Origin of the sequence: Yersinia nurmii, from assembly GCF_001112925.1 — a bacterium.
GTDB classification, from domain to species: Bacteria; Pseudomonadota; Gammaproteobacteria; order Enterobacterales; family Enterobacteriaceae; genus Yersinia; species Yersinia nurmii.
On sequence record NZ_CPYD01000006.1, the window covers coordinates 120,111 to 140,976 of the forward strand.

Here is a 20,866-nt window from a genome sequence, read left to right on the forward strand (position 1 = left end):
GAGAGGAATTTGTCACAATTTTAGTGCGGCGGCGGGAGGGCGTCTAATCGAATGCCGCAATCGCGGCATAGAGGATATTTATCGCGGTAACATCGCGTTGATTTGGGAAGAAGAGCGGTTCTGAAGCGCGGCCCAGCGGGATAGCAGGGCGAAAGTCATCAGTTTTCCGGGTAAACTTTGCTTTTAAATTCGCATAAATCTTCGATAATGCAGGAACCACAGCGAGGTTTACGGGCAATACAGGTGTATCTGCCGTGTAAAATCAACCAGTGGTGACAGTCCAGCTTGAACTCGGCGGGCACGACTTTCAGCAACTTTTCTTCAACCTCATCGACATTCTTACCGGGAGCAAAGTTGGTGCGGTTACAGACTCGGAAAATATGGGTATCGACGGCGATAGTCGGCCAGCCAAAAGCGGTGTTCAATACCACGTTGGCCGTTTTGCGTCCCACCCCTGGCAGTGCTTCCAGTGCCGCCCGATCTTCAGGTACTTCTCCCTGATGTTTTTCCAGCAGAATGCGGCAGGTTTTAATCACATTTTCCGCTTTGGTATTAAACAGCCCAATGGTTTTGATATAGGACTTCAAGCCGTCCACGCCCAAATCCAAGAGGGCTTGTGGCGTATTCGCCACCGGATACAGCTTGGCGGTAGCTTTATTGACGCTGACATCTGTTGCCTGCGCCGATAGCAGCACCGCAATGAGTAGCTCAAACGGGCTGGTAAACATCAATTCGGTGGTTGGGTGCGGATTGTCCTCGCGCAGGCGAGTCAAAATCTCGATGCGTTTTTGTTTATTCATCAGGCTTTCTCAACCCTACCTTTGGGCACCGACTCAGCGGCGATTCGCCGGGCTTTACGGGCTTTCATTTTTTCATCAATCACATATTTTGCTGCCAGCAATAACCCGAGGCCAATAAATGCACCTGGCGGCAGCATAGCCAGCAGAAACGGACTATCCAGATGCACGATTTGAACCCGCAACACTTTAGCCCAGCTTCCCAGCAGCATGTCTGCGCCGTCAAATAGGGTGCCGTTGCCCAGAACTTCCCGTAGCGAACCGAGAACAAACAGAGCGCCGGTTGCTCCTAACCCCATTGCCAGCCCGTCAAGCGCCGAGAGCCCGATTGGATTTTTGGCTGCATAAGCTTCGGCGCGGCCAATCACGATACAGTTGGTCACGATAAGCGGAATAAAGATCCCTAAAGACTGATATAGGCCAAAGGCATAGGCATTAATCAGCATTTGTACTGTGCTCACTACCGAGGCGATAATCATCACGTAAATAGGGATGCGAATCTCGTTTGGCACCCAACGACGTAAGGCTGAAACGGCCGTATTGGTACATACCAGCACCAGCGTTGTTGCCAGCCCCAGCCCAAGGGCGTTAGTCGCGGTGGAGGAGACAGCCAGCAAAGGGCACAGCCCCAGTAATTGCACCAGCGCAGAGTTATTCTTCCACAACCCTTGCACCATCAAACTCTTAGCTTCACTCATTGTTCAACTCCGCAAGTTGGCAGGGTAGACAGCTTAGCCGGCAGGGTTTCCATATACAGCGCGGTATTTTTAATGGCGCGAACTACCGCTCTTGGGGTGATGGTGGCTCCGGTAAATTGATCGAAAGTACCGCCGTCTTTAATCACCGCCCAGCGCTTATCGTCTTTGCCTTCAACCTGTTGATTACTGAACCGGGTCATCCAGTCCGAAATACGAATATCAATTTTATCACCCAACCCTGGCGTTTCGTGATGTTCCATCACCCGACTGCCGAGGACTTTACCCTGAAAATCTGCGCCAACCAACAGTTGAATGGCACCGGCATAGCCATCTGGCGCGGTGCTCTCTATCGCGGCGGCGACGGGCTTGCCGTCTTTACGCGCCAGATACAGGCGATGTGGCGCGGTGTTGCCTAATGCTGAGTCAGTGACAATGTAACACTCACCCTGCATATCGTTATCGTATAACTCTGCGGGAACCACCTGATCTAACAATGCCTTCTGCTGCAAGGCTGCCTGATGAGCGATGGTATTTTGTGTCAGGTTGTTCACCACGGCGGTCAGACCGGTGGCCAGTGCGGCAAAGACGGCCAGCGTCACGCCGTGACGTTTCATGGTAGCTAGCATGGCACTCTCCTTACTTGTGGCCGTAAACGCGTGGCTGGGTGTAATGATCGATCAACGGCACGGTGATATTCGCCAGTAGCACGGCAAAGGCGACGCCGTCCGGATAGCCGCCGTAAACGCGAATTAACCAGACCAGCAAGCCGATCAGCGCGCCAAAAATCAGGCGACCACGCGGTGTTGTGGAGGCGCTAACCGGATCGGTCGCGATAAAGAAGGCCCCCAGCATGGTCGCGCCAGAGAACAAATGCAGCATAGGCGAACCGAAACTTTCCGGTGCCAGCAGCCAGCTTAATCCGGCGCAGATACTCAGGGACAGCAGAAAGCTGACCGGAATATGCCAGTGAATGGCTTTTCGCCACAGTAAGAACAGGCCGCCGGCTAAAAAGCCAAGGTTAATCCATTGCCAGCCTAAACCGGCCAGTACGCCGCCAAATAGCGGTTGCTGTAGAATTTCTCTCGCCGGCAGGCTGCGCAGCGAGGTTTTGAAGCTGTCCAACGGCGTAGCCTGGCTGACGCCGTCATAGCCTAGCTGTAAATCATGAATGCTCGCGCCTTGAGAGGTATGGCCGGTAAAAATGGTCAACAGACTGTCATAAAAACCAATGCTATTAGCTTGCAGGCTGATCGGGGGCAACCAACTGGTCATCTGCACCGGGAAAGAGATCAGCAACACCACATAACCCACCATCGCCGGATTGAAAGGATTTTGCCCTAAACCGCCATACAATTGTTTGGCAATGACGATTGCAAAAAAGGTGCCCAGTACGATCATCCACCACGGAGCCAGTGGCGGCAGACTAATCCCCAGTAGCAAACCGGTAAGCAGTGCAGAATTGTCGGCCAGTCGCGTTTTAATTGGCTGTTTACGTAAAGCCAGCACTGCACTTTCGGCCAGTACCGCGGTTATCATGGCCAGCATCATCTGAATCAGGGTACCAAAACCGAAGAAATAGGTCTGGGCGGCTATGCCGGGAAGACAGGCCAGCATCACCAGCAACATAATGCTGCGGGTACTGCGCTGATTATGAGTGAAAGGGGAACTGGCTATTTGTAACCCTTTACTGAGGGTGTGTTGCACTGGCCTGAATTTCATGAAGTTACAACCATAGGTTCGAATAGGTAATCAAGGTTCTTAACGTTGTTGCTGTGCCGCCGGGCGGGGTACTTGCCGGGAAAACACACTTGACCATTAGGGCTATATTGGGCTGGCGCATTCTACCCTAATCACGGCAAGGGTAATACGTCTTAATTATAAGGGTATTATCCTGATAAAGGGAAAATGATTAAACGATGCTAATCGGAAGGTGATTATTAGCAGGGCACATTTCTCTTGCATTTCCGCTCTAATTAGGAACAACGCGTTCGGTAAAAATGCACTTTTATTTATGTGGCTACTGGTTTGTTACTTAAAAGTAATGAAATTAGCATCAAACAATCAAGACTTGTATATTAATGTAAGTGAGTTAACCTGCTGTATTTAAATGGGTTATTCACTTTCCTTCGCTCTAATTAAAAAACCGTTGGTTTCAGGTCAGATTAATGTAGTATGCAATGTAATTATATATTTGAAGACCTCAGTAATGATGAACGAAGACGTATTGTTTATTGAAGAACTTATTGAATGGATCGAAATTAATTTAGAGAAAAGGCCGACGCTGGATGATGTTGCCAAAATCTCGGGTTATTCAAAATGGCACCTGCAACGGAAGTTTAAAAGTATTGTCGGCCTGCAACTGGCGTCTTATATCCGTGGTCGAGTTTTGACTCGTGCGGCGGTGGCGCTGCGTATTTCTCGCCGTCCTATCATCGAAATTTCCGATGAGTTGGGCTTTGACTCCCAGCAGACCTTTACCCGTACTTTTAAGAAACGTTTTGGCACCACACCCAACCATTTCCGTCTACAGGATAAATGGAACGTAGAGGGCATGATCCCGCGCTTTAGTTTCTATGAGAACTATACGCCGGAGATTAAGCCTCTGACGCTGGACGCCAAAGAGCTGGTCGGTATTACTCGCCGTCTGAACTTTGATGAACGTAACCTATGTAGCGGACAGCACGCATCCTGTATGGCCATGAAGGATGAGATTCTGCTCGATTTCTTTAAGGAGATGAATTTCACCAGCCAGAGGATTTATGCGGTTTTCTCGGTCGATCCTGACGAACAAGATCAAAACAGTTTCTATTACTCAACGGCGGTAGATAAAGATCAGCGCCATGAGTTGCAAGGTCATAGCGAAACCAACAGTTTCACCATCCCAGGCGGTGAATTTCTGTCTATTTCTCATCAGGGTAGTGCGAAGGAATGCGTGAAGTTTTCTTCTTATTTGTTCAATGAGGTTTTGCCGAAGATTCGAGAGGAAGTGAAGGGCAGTATTGAGATGGAAGTGATAGAAGTAGAGCACTGTCATTCGGAAGCGAAAATGCGTGATATCGACGTGGTATATCAGTATTTGATTTCCGTAGATTAATCGAGTTTTAACTCCCAGCATCTGACCGATCGGCCACCCTAGAACGGGATGGCCGATGGCGCTGATTTTACAAGGATATTGTTGATTTTTCTGCGGCTTTCTTGGCTTTCACTCGGGCAATCGCTGCCGCGACCGCCGCTTTGCGCGGATCGTCTGCCGCGTTATCCGTGGGTTCGCTGGTGACGGGCGTGGCGCTGGCTTCTTGTTGATTCTGCGCGGCTTTCTTGGCTTTCACTCGGGCAATCGCCGCCGCCACCGCCGCTTTGCGCGGATCGTCTGCCACGTTATCCGTGGGTTCGCTGGTGACGGAGGTAGCGCTGGCTTCTTGTTGATTCTGCGCGGCTTTCTTGGCTTTCACTCGGGCAATCGCTGCCGCGACCGCCGCTTTGCGCGGATCGTCTGCCGCGTTATCCGTGGGTTCGCTGGTGACGGAGGTAGCGCTGGCTTCTTGTTGATTCTGCGCGGCTTTCTTGGCTTTTACTCTGGCAATCGCCGCCGCCACTGCCGCTTTGCGCGGATCGTCTGCCGCGTTATCCGTGGGTTCGCTGGTGACGGAAGTAGCGCTGGCTTCTTGTTGATTCTGCGCGGCTTTCTTGGCTTTCACTCGGGCAATCGCTGCCGCGACCGCCGCTTTGCGCGGATCGTCTGCCGCGTTATCCGTGGGTTCGCTGGTGACGGAGGTAGCGCTGGCTTCTTGTTGATTCTGCGCGGCTTTCTTGGCTTTTACTCGGGCAATCGCTGCCGCGACCGCCGCTTTGCGCGGATCGTCTGCCGCGTTATCCACGGGTTCGCTGGTGACGGGCGTGGCGCTGGCTTCTTGTTGATTCTGCGCGGCTTTCTTGGCTTTTACTCGGGCAATCGCTGCCGCGACCGCCGCTTTGCGCGGATCGTCTGCCGCGTTATCCGTGGGTTCGCTGGTGACGGAGGTAGCGCTGGCTTCTTGTTGATTCTGCGCGGCTTTCTTGGCTTTCACTCTGGCAATCGCCGCCGCGACCGCCGCCTGACGATCGTCGGTTGACTCTGGTGTAGAGGTTGTCGCTTCGCGTTTTTCTGCCTGACGTGCTCGAGCCTGCGCTTTTCTGGCTTCTCTAGCGGCGATGATTGCACTGTTATCCGGTATTTCACCGGGTTGTACGTTAATCGCTGTGTCGGAAGATTTTTGCGCCGTAAGTCGCTCCATCGCAGCCTGTACTGCCTGTTGATCGCTATCGGTCAGTTTGACAGCCGCTTGTTTATGACGTTGTTCTCTAGCCTGTTTTTCCCGTTCCAGACGAGCCTGTTTGGCCTCAAAGCGTGCCTTGGCTTCGGCCGCTCGCGCAGCTTCCTGATCCAGTGCTTTAATTTCGGCTTTTTCTTTTCGGTAATACTGCACTAAAGGAATATTACTCGGGCAAACATAGGCACAGGCACCACACTCAATACAATCAAATAGATTATGATTGCGGGCTTTTTCATGTTCTTCGCCGCGGCTGAACCAGTAAAGTTGCTGCGGCAATAGCCCCGCAGGGCAGGCATCGACACACAACCCACAGCGAATACAGGCTTCTTCCTGCTCGCTGATGCCGATCTCGGTTTCTGCGGGGGCCAGAATACAGTTACTGATTTTGACTATCGGCACATCCAGGCTTGGCAGCGTAAAGCCCATCAGTGGGCCGCCCATAATCACCATTGGCTGCGCTTGCGGAGTAAAGCCAGCCAGCGCCAGCAGATGCAGCACCGGTGTACCGATTCTGGCCCAGAAATTGCCGGGGTGAGAAAGGGCGTCACCGGTCAAGGTCACGACACGTTCAATCAGCGGCTCGCCGTCGATAATGGCTCTTTTTATCGCGACGACGGTTCCGACGTTTTGCATTAATACGCCGATGGATGAGGAATGTTTACCGAATGGGACTTCCTGACCGGTCAGAATTTTAGTGAGCTGTTTGGCTCCGCCGGAAGGATATTTGGTCGGTATGACGCGTAACAGAATCGACGGATGACCGACCAATGACCGCTTCAGGGCTTCTATGGCTTCGGGCTTATTGTCTTCGATGCCGATCAACACCCGCTCAGGTTGTAGTAAGTGAATTAAGATATTGATTCCGCTGACCACTTCGTCGGCATGATCCTGCATCAGACGATCATCGGCGGTAATATAAGGTTCACATTCGGCGGCGTTAATAATTAAGGTTTTAACGCCGTTTAACCCCCCCTGTAATTTGCTTGCCGTCGGGAACCCCGCACCGCCCAGCCCAGCAATACCGGCCTGATGAATACGCTCCAACAAATCGCCAGGTTGAGCCTGCTGATAATCGGGCAGGGGATGGCGTTCACACCAGCGGTCTTCTCCATCCGGTGTGATATGCACACAAAGTTCGGCTAAACCTGATGGATGCGCGGTAGTGTGTGGTGCAATCGCAGTGATCAACCCGGATGTCGGCGCATGAACCGGGACAGTGCGTCCGCGCCCCACGGTCAGCGGCTGACCTTTCAACACGTTATCGCCCGCTTTTACCCGCAGTTCGCCTTCCGGTCCTAAATGTTGTTGGAGCGGAATAATCAATTGATCGGGAAGCGGCGCAATACGCATGGGTACGCGGCTGGATTGCACCTTCATTTCCGGTGGATGAATGCCGCCATCAAAGTCCCAGATTTTATCTTTTTTACGCGGTGTAAATAGCTTAAACATGTTGCTCCACGTCAATCAATTTCACCGGAATAATCTGTGATGGGATAGTTTTCACCGGAATAGTCTTGAGATCCCACTTCCAGTTGGCGGTTGTGGTAGGCACTGGAATCATCTCAATACAGTCGGTTGGGCAAGGATCAACGCACAAATCACAACCGGTACACAGATCCGGTAATACTGTGTGCATGGCACGGGTTGCGCCCACAATGGCATCGACCGGGCAGGCCTGAATACATTTGGTGCAGCCAATACAGTTACTTTCATCAATAAATGCCACTTTACGCACCGGATTAGCCAGACTTTCGTCGCCGTCCAACGGTTGCGGTTCTACGCCCAGTAAATCGGCCAGTTTGAGCATAACCTGCTCGCCGCCGGGGGCACATTTATTGATTTTTTCGCCGCCGTTGGAGACCGCTTCAGCATAAGGACGACAACCGGGATAGCCACATTGGCCGCACTGGCTTTGTGGCAGAATCTCATCGACCTGCTCAACGATGGGATCTTCGTCTACCTGAAACCGGCGTGCGGCAAAGCCAAGCACCACACCGGAAATTAGCGCTAGCGTGCTGAGTGCGCCAATAGCAATCCATAACGACATCATTAGAATTTCACCAGCCCGGTAAAGCCCATAAAAGCTAATGACATCAGCCCGGCAGTGATCAATGCAATGGACGAGCCACGGAATGGCGCGGGAACATCGGCGACGGCCAGACGCTCGCGGATTGCCGCGAAGAGAACCATCACCAAAGAGAAACCCGCCGCGGCGCTAAAACCGTAAACGGCTGATTGAAGGAAATTATGTGACTGGTTCACGTTCAGCAGGGCCACGCCTAATACCGCACAGTTGGTTGTAATCAATGGCAAAAATATTCCCAGTAGACGGTATAGTGCCGGACTGGTTTTGCGTACCACTAACTCGGTGAATTGTACCACTACGGCAATAACTAGAATGAATGCCAGCGTTCGTAAATAAACCAGCCCCAGCGGCAGCAAAATAAAGCTGTTTACCATCCAGGCGCATACCGATGCAAGCGTCAGTACAAAAGTGGTTGCCAGCCCCATGCCGATAGCCGTCTCCAGTTTTTTGGAAACGCCCATAAACGGGCACAGGCCAAGAAATTTGACCAGCACAAAGTTATTTACCAAAACGGTGCCAACGAACAAAAGCAGGTATTCAGTCATTGCGGGACCTAAAAAAATAAAAGCCGCCTATTATCCGAAATTGGCGGCCTGACGACAACAGATGAAATGCAGGGTTATTGCATTTTTCCCTCGATTTTATGGGGAATTAGTGCGTTGCGGCCTTAAATCTCCGTAAAAGTCCCTTTTACTCGAACAGATTTTTGCATGTAGGGCACAAAGCAAGCCGCAGCCAACAGAGGCCAACCGAGGGCTCTCAGGGCAATTTCATCGGAAATCGGCGCGAAGGCGAAGGCTTTCAGCGCTAGAAGTACAGTAAGTAACAGCCACAAAATAAACAGTTTGGGGAAACGGCGGGAGCGGCTGCAAAACAGCCATAGTACCCACAGTGTGAAGCACCACATAAACAGCGTCGTCACCACAGAAAAGTACCATTGAAGAGTAAATGCCTGTGAGTTGGCCATAAGGTATTCCCGCGACTCTGGTGTGACTACCGCCATGGCATAGAGTGCCAACATCAACGTAGCGCTGAGCAAGGTGACGATCAGATAGGCCATTGGTGCCAGTAACCAACCGCCGATTCGCTGATATTCTTCAGAGTGAGACATGACAAAACCTTATTCTTCATTACATATTAATGGCCGGATAAACCGGCCAACAGAACTTTAGCTTAACCCGTAGATATGCCCTTCGTCATCTATATCAATATGATGGTAGGCGGGCAAACTGCCTAGCCCCGGCATGGTCATGATATTCCCAGCGTAAACCCGAACAAAACCGGCTCCGGCGGAAACGGCGCAAGAAGTAATCGGTAGCGTGAAGTCACGGGGAACGTTCTTTTTCGCTGGGTCTGCACTGATCGATAACGGCGTTTTAGCAACGCACAGCGGCAAGTGACCAAAACCCAGCTCGGTAATATCCGCCAGTTGCTGGCGTGCCTGCGGGCTGAGCAGCACTTCTTTGGCTCCGTAACGTTCGGCTAAGCGGTTCAGTTTGGCTTCCAAAGGCATATCGTCCGAATAAGGCAATTGCGGTGTATTCTGGCTGTTGCAGGCTGCCAGTACGCTGCGTGCCAGTTGCTCAGTGCCCGCTCCGCCGGAGGCAAAGGCATCGCTGAGTTCGCAGGCCTGTGCGCCGGCAGATAAGGCGAAGTCTTGCAAGAAGGCAAGCTCCTCCTCGCTATCGGTCGGGAAATGGTTTATGGCGATGACCACAGGTAAACCGTAGCTGGCGGCATTATCAATATGCCATTTCAGGTTAGCGCAACCCTTGGCGAGCAGTGGAATATTGCTATCGGCAATTTCTGCTGGCAAAGACTGGCCCGGTTTAATGTCAAAATCGCCGCTGTTAGCTTTGAGGCTGCGTAAAGTCGCCACCAGAACCACGCAGGAAGGGGCGATGCCAGATTGGCGATATTTGATATTGAAGAATTTCTCCATCCCCATATCTGAGCCAAACCCGGCCTCGGTGACGACACAATCTGCCAGTTGCAGGCCTAAACGGTCGGCAAGTACAGATGAATTACCGTGCGCGATATTGGCGAAGGGACCCGCGTGAATTAACACCGGCGTTTGCTCGCTGGTTTGCATTAACGTTGGGTGAATACTGTCTTTCATCAACGCAGTCATGGCACCTGCTACGCCTAAATCATCGGCGGTAATAGGTTGACCGCTGGTGGAATAAGCCAGAATAATACGGCCGATACGACGGCGCATATCCTGCAATCCCTCCGCCAGCGCGAGAATAGCCATAAGCTCCGAAGCAGCTGTAATTTCTACTCGGTCGGCTCGTTCCACGCCGTGGCTGCCGCCACCCACCCCCACGGTAATCTGGCGTAGAGCACGATCGTTATGATCCAGCACCCTTGGCCATAGAATGCGATGCGGATCGATATTTAGCCGCTCCATGCCGGTCTGCGGGTAGAAATCCTCTCCTAGACGCTGTTCGTGGTAAAGGCGGGCGTCCAGCGCGGCGGCGGCCAGATTGTGCGCTGAACTGATGGCGTGGATATCGCCGGTTAGATGAAGGTTAAGCTTTTCCATCGGTAAAACCTGCGACGCGCCACCGCCGGCGGCACCGCCCTTAACGCCAAACACAGGACCAAGGCTCGGTTGCCGAATACAGGCTACACACCTTACGCCGAGTCGGTTGATGCCTTGGCTGAGCCCGATGGTGGTGACAGTTTTACCTTCACCTAATGGGGTAGGTGTAATGCTGGAAACCAGGATCAATTTGCCCTGCGGCTTGTTGGCATCAATACAATCGATATCAATCTTAGCCATGTGCCTCCCATAGGGAATCAAAGCTTCATCGGCTATCCCGAGGCTGCGGGCGATGGTCTCAATAGGCTGCATAGTAGGGGCAATGGGCTTGTTTTCAATCGTCGATAATTTTTGTGTCATGGCGATAGGTGTTCCTGTTATTTGGCGGCAGAGCAACTGACTGAACATAACCCGTGAATTATGTCATAGACCGGAGAGGAAGCTTGGCAGCAAATCAATAAAATGCGAATCAACGCGAAAAATAAAAAGAAACTGATGTAAATAAACTGGGGGTATTGCAGAGGGCTTATTTTGACCATATTTTAACCACCAGAGCCGACGGCGATTTATTGATAATAATCCTCAAGTAAAAATATTAAAAATAATAGATTAATAGTTGTTAGCTTTCGTTATTAATACTTAATAACCTTTTAATACTATTAAATAAATGAAGTAGATAGGGGTAAAGAACAAGGAAGATATAACAAGATTTTATCCATATCGATTGCGATGCCCACCCCTTTACCTTGGGGCAGTCTGAGTTTGTTGCATTAAATTCATTTGAGTGCTTTGATTTTAATTCAATAAAAACAAGGAGATATAGAAATGGTTTTGTGATAAACCCTTAAACATGTATATTAAATGCATGTTTAAGGATATGATGATACCTCGAACGATAGCCGATGGAACATTGATCACCGTTGGGTTTATACGATGAGCGAAAGAACGGCAATACATTCTAAATGATTTAGAGCGAGGTAATGATGATGCAAATATCAATGGCAGATGTGAAAGATAAAGGACGATTAATCACAGATTGGCGGCCAGAGGATGCTATTTTCTGGAAACTACGTGGTCAATTTGTAGCAAGACGGAATCTCTGGATTTCTATTTTTTGTCTGCTATTGGCCTATTGTGTCTGGATGTTATTTAGCGCATTGTCCGTTAATTTAAATCACGTCGGATTTTCATTTTCGGCAGACCAACTGTTTATGTTGGCCGCATTACCTTCGGTATCGGGTACGTTATTGCGGGTCGTTTATTCCTTTATGGTGCCAATTTTTGGCGGAAGACGTTGGACCGCGGCGAGCACGGGGTTTCTGATTATTCCCTGCGTGTGGCTAGGTTTTGCGGTACAGAACCCCAAGACCACCTTTGAAACCTTCGTCATTATCGCTCTACTATGCGGGTTTGCCGGAGCCAACTTTGCTTCCAGCATGGGAAATATCAGCTTCTTTTACCCGAAAGATAAACAAGGGCAGGCGCTTGGTTATAACGGCGGCTTGGGCAATATTGGGGTAAGCCTAATGCAATTGGTAGTACCCATTGCTATTTCGGTTTCGTTGTTTAGTGCCTTTGGTAGTACAGGGCAACTGATGCCCGATGGTGAAACGCTGTGGCTGGAGAATGCAGCGTGGATCTGGGTGATTCCCCTTAGCATCGCCACGTTACTGGCCTGGTTTGGGATGAACGATCTGGCCATGAGTAAGCCTTCCGTTGGAAAACAGTTTGGTATTTTGAAAAATCGTCATCTATGGGTTCTGGGATTATTGTATCTGGCATCTTATGGCTCGTTTATCGGTTTTGCCGCTGCTTTTGCCATGCTTTCCACCATTGAATTTCCTGAGGTAGAAATACTTTATTACGCCTTCTTTGGCCCGTTTCTCGGTGCATTAGCGCGTTCGGTGGGTGGCATCATGGCTGATCGTTTTAGTGGCGTATTGGTCACTGTGCTCAATTTTGTTGTGATGGCGCTATTGATCCTGCTGTTGATTATGACATTACCGAATGCTAAGGGTCCTGGTTCGTTTGTTGCTTTTTTTAGTGTTTTTATGCTGCTGTTTATCACTGCGGGATTAGGGAGCGGTTCAACCTATCAAATGATCGCGGTGGTCTTTCGTAAAAGTACTGCCGACAAGATAAAAGCGCAGGGCGGCAGTCAAGAAGAAGCAGAGCGCCACGGCGTAGCTGATACCGCCACCGCTCTGGGCTTTATTTCCGTGATTGGTGCATCGGGCGGCTTCTTTATTCCAAAAGTCATGGGCTCGTCGTTGGCAATGACCGGCTCGGTCTTTGCAGCAATGTTGTTTATTTTTGCGCTTTATATTTTATCCATCACGATGACCTGGCTGGTTTATGGCAGAAGAAAAGAGTGTTAACGTCCGCCACAACACCAGAGAAAAGTTATTCAGTGTTTACAAAGAGGTTTATATGCAGGAACTCATTTGCTACAAAAAAATGCCGGTTTGGAACAGTCGCACACTGCCTGCTATGTTCCAGGAAAAACACAATACCAAAGAAGGTACCTGGGCCAAGCTGACGATATTACAAGGCGAGCTGGCTTTTTCACTGCTCACGGAAGATGGGGAAGACATTGAATCCTTCATTTTTAGTAAGGTTAACCAGCCGAAAATGATCGAGCCACAGGTGTGGCACCGGATTGTGTCTTTTTCTGATGATATAGAATGCCAGTTAGAGTTTCTCTGCACGCCAGAAGATTTCTATCATAAAAAATACGCTTTAACGCCGACTCATTCGGAGGTTATCAACGCGGCCCGTCTGATAACACCTTGTAAAGCGATGGATTTGGGCTGCGGTTCCGGCCGTAATTCACTGTATCTCAATCTCCTCGGTTTCGATGTGGATGCCTGCGATCACAACGCTCAGTCGGTGGCATTTATTGATGAGATTATTGAGAAGGAAGGACTGCAAAACATCCATACGCAGGTGCGTGATATTAACGATCTGGTGATCGACGGCCAGTACGGTTTTATTTTATCTACCGTGGTGTTTATGTTCCTCGACCGCCAGAAGATACCGGCGATTATCGACAATATGCAACAATCAACTCAGCCCGGCGGCTATAACCTGATAGTGGCCGCGATGTCTACGGAGGATTACCCATGTAATATGCCTTTCTCCTTCACCTTTAAACACAATGAGTTGAAAGAATATTATCGGGATTGGACTATCGTGAAATACAACGAGGACGTTGGGGCTTTGCATAAGAAAGACGCAGAAGGAAACAGAATTAAACTGCGCTTTGCCACTTTATTGGCAAAGAAAGGTTAGCAAAGAAAGAGTTGGTTACATAGTTCCAACAGCAGTTAGCCAAGGTAAACGAGGTGTGGGAATCAATACCTGTTTGCGCGAATCAGAGGGTGGGGCTAAAAACGCCATGTCATTACGATAAATGGCATGATGAAGAAACGCTATGACGCTCTTAAAGTCGTTGTGCCGTATATTGAGCGAACGCCATAAAGATAAAAGGAATAAAGCGTAATAAAAACGCTCTGACCGCAACTGAGCAGAGCGTTTTTCATCGTCATTACGTTATTTGCGTTTACGGTTTTAAAGCGATAAACCTCAACAAGGTGGGCAACCGATATTTAGCGTTGCTCGCCGTTGCTTTCAATCACTTTTTGATACCAGAAGAAGCTTTTCTTACGTTGACGCGCGAGCTGCTTTTGATGATCAACGTAGACAAATCCATACTGCTTCTGGAATCCATTGAGCCAACTGAGCAAATCGATAAATGACCAAGGATAGTAGCCGCGTACATCTGCACCTTGCTTGATTGCATCTTCAATAGCACCGATATGTTGGTTGAGATAATCAATACGATCATCGTCTACCACTTCGCCATCAATAATAGGATCTTTAGCACCTAAGCCATTTTCGGTGATGTAGATCGGAATATCACCATAACGGGCTTTGATATTCATGATGCCTTCGGTCAGGCCTTGAGGATAGATTTCCCAATCCCAGTCGGTGTAAACGCCGTTTGGATTACGGACAAACTTGAACAGTCCTTTGAAACCGAATTCATTACCCTGTTGGTGGCCTGCGCCTTTCTGCCCGGTGGTATTAATTTTCAGGTGAGTATCCTGATTATTGGCGGCAATAGTCTCGCGCTTATAGTAATTCAAGCCAATAAAGTCGCAAATATTGCTGCGTAACAGTTCGTCATCCCCTGGCGCAAAAGTCGGAACACCCCAGATAGCCTGAGCCTGCTCCAGCAACTCGGCAGGATATTCGCCTTTCAGCACAGGATCGTATAGCCAGTGGGTGAAAATGCCTTCAGCCAGATTGAATGCCGCCATATCTTCCACAGAGTTGCTTAGCGGTGTATGGGTTTGCAGCACGTTCACAAAACCAATCTTTCCGTCGATACCGCTGGAACGGAAGGCCGCGACTGCTTTGGCGTGGGCCACGAATACGTGGTGACAAGCTTGAATAGCGCGAGCAGGTTCCTGAACGCCCGGTGGGTGCGCGCCAGTAATATACCCGAAACCGATGAAACACACGGTTTCATTGAATGTTGACCAGAGTTTGACCCGATCACCATATGACTCATAGCAAAGGCGAGCATATTCTTCGAAAGCATCGGTAGTACTGCGAGCTTCCCAGCCGCCTTCATCCTGTAATGCTTGTGGTAAATCCCAGTGATACAGGGTAATCATTGGCTCAATGTTATGTTCCAACAGAGCATCAATCAAATCGCTATAGAATTTCACGCCAGCGGGATTAACCTCCCCACGGCCCGTCGGCAGTAGGCGAGGCCAGGAAATAGAGAAACGGTAACTTTTCATTCCCATTTCGGCCATCAATGCGACGTCTTCGCGGAAGCGATGGTAGTGATCTACGGCAACGTCGCCGTTCGTTCCCTGATAAGTTGTACCCGGTAAATGGGAGAAGGTATCCCAGATGGAAAGGCCCTTGCCGTCGGTGTCGTAAGCCCCTTCGACCTGATAGGCGGCACTGGCTGCGCCCCAGAGGAAATCTTTTGGAAAAGCAGACATAAAACATTCGCTCCACGTAAATTGAAAATGGGATCGTCCAATTTGTTAAGTTTAGTGTAAGCGGAATAGATTTATTCCTGCAACCGGTTTCTGAAACCGGTTGCAGAAAATGGATGTCACTTTGCGCAACATCAATTTTAAGTGGTATGAGGGGAATGCCAGAAGAGAAAACAGCAAAATTCAGGATGTGTAGGAGCGATTTAACACCTTGTCAGATGGTTGACAACCGACGTTAGACAGATCGGGCAATCCAGTATGAGAACCTGATGCTAGTAAGCGCTTTCGCGGGAATAACGCATAAAATTCAGAATAATGGCAGGAGGTCAACGCGGGTTGAGTGGGCAGAATTACTGACTATTGGTATCTAGGGCGCTGATTAAGAAGGCTTCGCGTTAATAATTTCTCAACAGAGGGGCCAATGCTACATCACCGCCGTAATCTTAAACCTTATTATCTATCGCATGAACATTACCACCTCGAGAATAGCGTTCACATCGTGCGGATTTTGCCTGATTGTCCGAGTTGAAAGGGAATTAGCCCTTGTTCAGAGTGACATCATGGTGTCAAATCGATCCTGATATCAAATAGAAAAAGCTTATGGCGAGGGGATTAACGATGGCTGATAACATTAGAGTTGGGTTGCTGGGCTACGGTTATGCCAGTAAAACCTTTCACGCGCCGCTGATTTCGGGTACGCCCGGCGTAGAATTTGCGGCCGTTTCCAGCAGCGATGCCAGTAAGGTGCGCGCCGACTGGCCGTCGGTTACCGTGGTGGGCGATGCTCAACATTTATTTGACGATCCGAGTATTGATGTCATTGTTATTCCTACTCCCAATGATACCCACTTTCCACTGGCTCAACGGGCACTGGCCGCAGGCAAGCATGTGGTTGTGGATAAGCCGTTTACCGTGACGCTGTCACAGGCTAATGAGTTAAAACGTCAGGCAGATGAGGCCGGTTTGCTATTGTCGGTCTTTCACAATCGTCGTTGGGACAGCGATTTTCTGACATTAAAAACCTTGCTGAAAGACGGTGTGTTAGGGGATGTGGTGTATTTCGAATCTCATTTCGATCGCTTCCGTCCGGAAATTCGTCAGCGCTGGCGGGAGCAACCCGGTGCTGGCAGCGGTATCTGGTATGACTTAGGTCCACATCTGCTGGATCAGGCGTTGCAGCTATTTGGACTGCCGGAAACCCTTAATGTCGATCTTGGTTTGCTGCGTCCCGGCGCACAGTCGGTGGACTATTTCCACGCAGTATTAAGCTATCCTGGCCAACGTGTTGTGTTACATGGCACGGTGCTGGCGGCGGCAGAAACGTCGCGCTATATCGTTCACGGCACCAAAGGCAGCTATATTAAATACGGTCTGGACCCACAAGAAGATCGCCTGAAAGCTGGTGAACGCCTGCCTCAAACCGATTGGGGTTATGATATGCGTGACGGGGTGGTGACGTTGTCACAAAATGGTGTGTTGACGGAGAAGCCTTTGCTGACGCTGCCGGGTAATTATCCAGCTTATTATGCCGGGATTCGTGATGCCATTTTGGGGGTAGGCGAGAATCCCGTTCCTGCCACCGAAGCGATTACCGTAATGGAACTGATCGAGTTGGGGCTGGAATCAGATAAACATAAGAAAGCGTTGCCGGTTAATCCGCGTTAGCACTAACCATTATTACAGGCTATGAGTAATAGCTTTCCAGCACTGTCAATAATGACAATGACGCCTATTGCTTGTTTACGTCTATTGTTGATGGTTTTCTCTAATTGATAACCCAGCGTTATTAATCGGAGGCATTTCGATTGAAGGAATACAGTGGCATGTCTTGGTTGCAACGCTTACGTATTGATACGTTTTTACTGGTATTAATTGGGGTGGTGATCATCGCCTCTTTTTTCCCCTGTGAAGGGGAAACCAAAGTGTGGTTTGAACGATTGACCACCGCGGCTATTGCGCTGCTGTTCTTTATGCACGGAGCCAAATTATCCCGCGCGGCAATAGTGGCTGGCATGGGGCATTGGAAGCTGCATCTGGTGGTATTCCTGAGTACTTTTGCGCTATTTCCGCTGTTAGGGCTGGGAATGAACGTATTGGTGCCGGGCATTCTGACGCCAACGCTGTATTTGGGCTTCCTGTATCTGTGCGCCTTGCCTGCCACGGTACAATCGGCGATTGCTTATACCTCTGTTGCCGGTGGGAACGTGGCGGCAGCGATTTGTAGCGCCTCGGCATCCAGTATTCTCGGCGTTTTCCTGTCACCGTTGCTGGTGGGCGCGCTGATGCAAACTCAGGGCGGCAGTACGGATACCTTGCACGCTATTGGTTCTATCATCATGCAATTAATGGTGCCGTTTATCGTCGGTCATTTGTCTCGCCCACTGATCGCCAAATGGGTCGAACGCCATAAAAAACTGGTCAATATTACTGATCGGTCATCGATTCTGCTGGTTGTTTATGTGGCTTTCAGCGAAGCGGTGGTGGAAGGTATCTGGCATCAAATCGACGGCTGGTCGCTGCTGGCGATTCTGGTGTGTTCGCTGGTGCTGCTGGCTATCGTCATTGTGGTGAATACGCTGGCTGCGCGTTGGTTAGGCTTTAACACCGCAGATGAAATCACTATTGTGTTCTGCGGCTCGAAGAAAAGTCTGGCCAACGGAATTCCAATGGCCAATGTTCTGTTCCCAGCCTCCGTGGTTGGCGTTATGGTATTGCCGTTGATGATATTCCATCAGGTGCAATTGATGGTGTGCGCGGTGCTGGCACAGCGTTACGCTCGTCGAGTGGCGCGTGAGCGGGATGAAAGTGGGAAACTGGAGCAAGGCAAAGCCTGAGTTCACTCATTTATTCACTGATTTTGATAATAAAAAAGGGGCTGGATCATTTCCGCCCCTTTAGTTTATCGATTTCGCCTGATGCGGGTTTACCGAGTGAAACAGGCTAAGCCGTTAACTGCGAATTTTATCGCGCAGCGCCTGTTTTTCCGCTTCGCTGATAAAGGCCATAGTCAGACCATTTTCCTGTGCCTGACGAATTTCATCACGAGTCAGACCCGCCGCTGGGGCGGCTATGTGGTACTCGTTGGCAATTTCAATTCCCTGAACTGCAGGATCGTCGGTATTGATGGAAGCCAGCACGCCGTGGCGCAGGAAGGTCGCTAACGGATGTTCGGCTAAGGAAGCCACGGTACTGGTCTGAATATTGGAGGTCAGGCAGGACTCGATACCGATATTGTTTTCCGCCAAATAGTCCAGCAGGCGGGAGTCATCGATAGCTTTGACGCCGTGACCAATACGTTCCGCGCCCAGTTCGTGAATCGCCTGCCAGATGCTTTCCGGGCCAGCGGCTTCACCTGCATGAACGGTAATGCGCAAACCCGCATCCCGCGCACGGTTGAAGTGGTTGAGGAACAGCCCACCAGGGAAGCCCAGTTCGTCACCGGCCAGATCCAGCGCGGTAATACCGTCACGGTGAGCCAGCAGGGCATCCAGCTCTTGCAGGCAGGCCTGCTCACCAAAAGTCCGGCTCAGAATACCGATCAGACGAATATCAATGTCGCGATCGCGGCAGCCCGCCTGAATGCCATCAATGACCGCTTCAACCACGCCTGCAATTGGTAGTTGGTGTTTCATCGCCATGTAATAAGGAGAAAAACGTAGTTCGGCATAGTGTAGGCCGGCATTAACCGCGTCCTCCACGTTTTCATAAGCTACGCGGCGGCAGGCATCTAAATCGCCCAGTACCGCCACGCCCCAATCCAGTTTTTGCAGGAAGCTGACCAGGTCAGGTTCGGTTTTGGTGATCTGTACATGAGGACGCAGCGCTTCTAATTCATTGGCCGGTAAAGTCATATTGAACTGACGCCCCAGATCCAGAATAGTTTGGGCGCGAATATTGCCATCAAGATGACGGTGAATGTCTGTCAGAGGAAGGCGGGGATCGATCATGGATGCACTCACTTATATTTATTAATGATATTTATTCTAGGTAAAGTGCAGAACAGTATAAAAACAAACGCATGAAAACTTCCAGTGAGTTGCAGGAAAAAGAGATTTAGATCACATTAAATATGCTGTTTTTTTATTAGGTTCTTTGTTCAATGGTCAAAATAAGACCTCTGACAATGAAGAAAACCCCCTGCGTTAAGCAGGGGGTGAGGATTGATGAAGGTTTACGCTATATCAGCAGAAATTAGCGACGTCTAGCTATTACCGATGACCGCGTTCAACCCATTGATCAATTTATCCATTCCTGTTTCCACCTTACTGCGGGCGCAACCGACGTTAAGTCGCAGGAAGCCACGACCTTCTTCGCCGTAGGTAAAGCCCGGCATTATTGCCACTTTTTCCTGTTCTATCAGCACTTCCTGCAATTGGCGGTCGTCGATATTCAACGGGCGCAAATCAATCCACGCCAGATAGGTCGCCTGCGGCGGTTGCCAGTTTAGCTGCGGAAAGGCCTGATTTAACCGATCTGCGACGTATTGCAGGTTGGCCTGTAAATAGGCGCGTAGCGCATCCAACCAGGGCGCACCTTGACGGTAAGCGGCAATATGTGCGACCAGCGCCAGCACCGCCGGGGAAGACAGACCGTCGCGACTTTTCAACATATTGGTGTAGGTTTCGCGGGTTTCACTGTCACTGATAAAGCCGTAAGCGCCGGTTAATGCGGGAATATTGAAGGTTTTTGAACCCGACGTCAGCAGCGCCCATGGAGATTGAGCCACCTGACTCCACGGCGTATGTCGCTGTTCGCCCCAGATCATATCCATATGAATTTCGTCGCTAATAACCTTAACCTGATGGCGTTCACACAGTTCGGCCATGTGCGCCAGTTCTTGCGGGCTCCACACTTTACCGGTTGGATTATGTGGGCTACACAGCAGCAGAATTTTGGTTTGTGGTCGCGCCAGCAGTGCTTCCAGGTGTGCCATATCACAGTGCCATTGGTTTTCCACTTTATGCAGCGGGCAAGACAATAACTGGCGCTGATTGCCCAAAATGACCTTATAAAACGCATCATAGGCCGGCGTGTGGGTCACAACGTATTCACCTGGTGCAGACCAGCAGCGAATCAATTGCGCCACCATATAAATGACCGACGGGCCATACACTGCCATGGAGGTGTCGATACCGCATTGAAACCGTTCCTGATACCAATGGCGAATGGCGCCAAGAAAATCTTCGTGCTGCCAACGGCTATAACCCAGAACGCCGTGCTCCAGACGTTGGGTCAGAGCTTGCAGAATTACCGGTGCGGTAGGGAAATCCATATCGGAAATGGTAAAGGGCAGCAGATCGGCGCTGCCAAAACGGTCGGCAATATAATCCCATTGGGTACACCAGGTACCATGGCGATCTACCGGCGTGGAGAAATCAAACATCGGGCTCTCACTTTTTTCAATCAGGG

At 50.1% G+C, this 20,866-nt stretch carries 17 protein-coding genes; 5 read left to right on the forward strand and 12 right to left on the reverse strand.

All coding sequences use genetic code 11. From position 1 onward, the window contains the following. Positions 1-158: 158 nt before the first annotated feature. Genes nth through rsxD form a run of 4 tightly spaced genes read right to left on the reverse strand, consistent with a single transcriptional unit; the run spans position 159 to position 3,214 of the window. Entirely contained in the window at positions 159-800 is a 642-nt protein-coding gene (gene nth / locus AD970_RS09595) for an endonuclease III (protein WP_049598282.1), read from the reverse strand. Continuing rightward, positions 800-1,495, reverse strand: a complete 696-nt coding sequence (locus AD970_RS09600) for an electron transport complex subunit E (protein ID WP_049598283.1) — start codon at positions 1,493-1,495, stop codon at positions 800-802. The genes nth and AD970_RS09600 overlap by 1 nt, the downstream gene beginning before the upstream one ends. Continuing rightward, positions 1,492-2,121: an electron transport complex subunit RsxG gene (rsxG, locus tag AD970_RS09605; protein ID WP_049598284.1), complete on the reverse strand. Its 630-nt coding sequence runs from the start codon at positions 2,119-2,121 to the stop codon at positions 1,492-1,494. Before rsxG ends, AD970_RS09600 begins: the two co-directional genes overlap by 4 nt. Positions 2,122-2,131: 10 nt before the next feature. Next, on the reverse strand, positions 2,132-3,214 hold the full coding sequence (rsxD, locus tag AD970_RS09610; RefSeq protein ID WP_049598286.1) for an electron transport complex subunit RsxD: 1,083 nt from the start codon (positions 3,212-3,214) through the stop codon (positions 2,132-2,134). 487 nt (positions 3,215-3,701) lie between these two features. On the opposite strand from rsxD, the gene AD970_RS09615 reads away from it, so the two are divergent. Then, positions 3,702-4,589, forward strand: a complete 888-nt coding sequence (locus tag AD970_RS09615) for a helix-turn-helix domain-containing protein (protein ID WP_049598288.1) — start codon at positions 3,702-3,704, stop codon at positions 4,587-4,589. A gap of 67 nt (positions 4,590-4,656) precedes the next feature. Here AD970_RS09615 and rsxC read toward each other — a convergent pair whose 3' ends face one another. The 5 genes from rsxC to AD970_RS09640 all read right to left on the reverse strand — a co-directional run bounded on the left by rsxC (position 4,657) and on the right by AD970_RS09640 (position 10,799). After that, on the reverse strand, positions 4,657-7,257 hold the full coding sequence (rsxC, locus tag AD970_RS09620) for an electron transport complex subunit RsxC (protein WP_049598290.1): 2,601 nt from the start codon (positions 7,255-7,257) through the stop codon (positions 4,657-4,659). Continuing rightward, entirely contained in the window at positions 7,250-7,858 is a 609-nt protein-coding gene (gene rsxB, locus AD970_RS09625) for an electron transport complex subunit RsxB (RefSeq protein WP_049598291.1), read from the reverse strand. Before rsxB ends, rsxC begins: the two co-directional genes overlap by 8 nt. After that, entirely contained in the window at positions 7,858-8,439 is a 582-nt protein-coding gene (gene rsxA, locus AD970_RS09630) for an electron transport complex subunit RsxA (RefSeq protein WP_049598292.1), read from the reverse strand. Before rsxA ends, rsxB begins: the two co-directional genes overlap by 1 nt. A gap of 122 nt (positions 8,440-8,561) precedes the next feature. Beyond that, positions 8,562-9,005: a DUF2569 domain-containing protein gene (locus AD970_RS09635; protein ID WP_049598293.1), complete on the reverse strand. Its 444-nt coding sequence runs from the start codon at positions 9,003-9,005 to the stop codon at positions 8,562-8,564. 57 nt (positions 9,006-9,062) lie between these two features. Beyond that, a complete protein-coding gene (locus AD970_RS09640; RefSeq protein ID WP_049598295.1) occupies positions 9,063-10,799 on the reverse strand; it encodes a formate--tetrahydrofolate ligase in 1,737 nt (578 codons plus the stop codon). Positions 10,800-11,422: 623 nt separating this feature from the next. On the opposite strand from AD970_RS09640, the gene AD970_RS09645 reads away from it, so the two are divergent. Together AD970_RS09645 and tehB are read left to right on the forward strand one after the other, a co-directional pair. Further along, positions 11,423-12,817 carry a NarK family nitrate/nitrite MFS transporter gene (locus tag AD970_RS09645; protein ID WP_049598399.1) on the forward strand — a complete coding sequence of 465 codons (1,395 nt, stop codon included), beginning with the start codon at positions 11,423-11,425 and terminating at the stop codon, positions 12,815-12,817. Between the two features lie 52 nt (positions 12,818-12,869). Then, positions 12,870-13,730 (forward strand): SAM-dependent methyltransferase TehB, encoded by an 861-nt coding sequence (gene tehB, locus AD970_RS09650; protein WP_049598297.1) that lies wholly within the window; start codon positions 12,870-12,872, stop codon positions 13,728-13,730. A gap of 317 nt (positions 13,731-14,047) precedes the next feature. Here tehB and AD970_RS09655 read toward each other — a convergent pair whose 3' ends face one another. Further along, a complete protein-coding gene (locus AD970_RS09655) occupies positions 14,048-15,460 on the reverse strand; it encodes a glycoside hydrolase family 1 protein (protein ID WP_049598298.1) in 1,413 nt (470 codons plus the stop codon). Between the two features lie 615 nt (positions 15,461-16,075). Here AD970_RS09655 and AD970_RS09660 point away from each other — a divergent pair. Beyond that, on the forward strand, positions 16,076-17,122 hold the full coding sequence (locus AD970_RS09660; RefSeq protein WP_049598299.1) for an oxidoreductase: 1,047 nt from the start codon (positions 16,076-16,078) through the stop codon (positions 17,120-17,122). A 158-nt stretch (positions 17,123-17,280) separates the two neighbouring features. Continuing rightward, positions 17,281-18,291, forward strand: coding sequence for a bile acid:sodium symporter family protein (locus AD970_RS09665; protein ID WP_049598300.1), 1,011 nt, complete (start codon positions 17,281-17,283; stop codon positions 18,289-18,291). 114 nt (positions 18,292-18,405) lie between these two features. Here the strand turns inward: AD970_RS09665 and add are convergent, their stop codons facing one another. Together add and AD970_RS09675 are read right to left on the reverse strand one after the other, a co-directional pair. Further along, on the reverse strand, positions 18,406-19,404 hold the full coding sequence (gene add, locus AD970_RS09670; RefSeq protein WP_049598302.1) for an adenosine deaminase: 999 nt from the start codon (positions 19,402-19,404) through the stop codon (positions 18,406-18,408). 254 nt (positions 19,405-19,658) lie between these two features. After that, on the reverse strand, positions 19,659-20,840 hold the full coding sequence (locus AD970_RS09675) for a MalY/PatB family protein (protein ID WP_049598303.1): 1,182 nt from the start codon (positions 20,838-20,840) through the stop codon (positions 19,659-19,661). Positions 20,841-20,866: the final 26 nt, after the last annotated feature.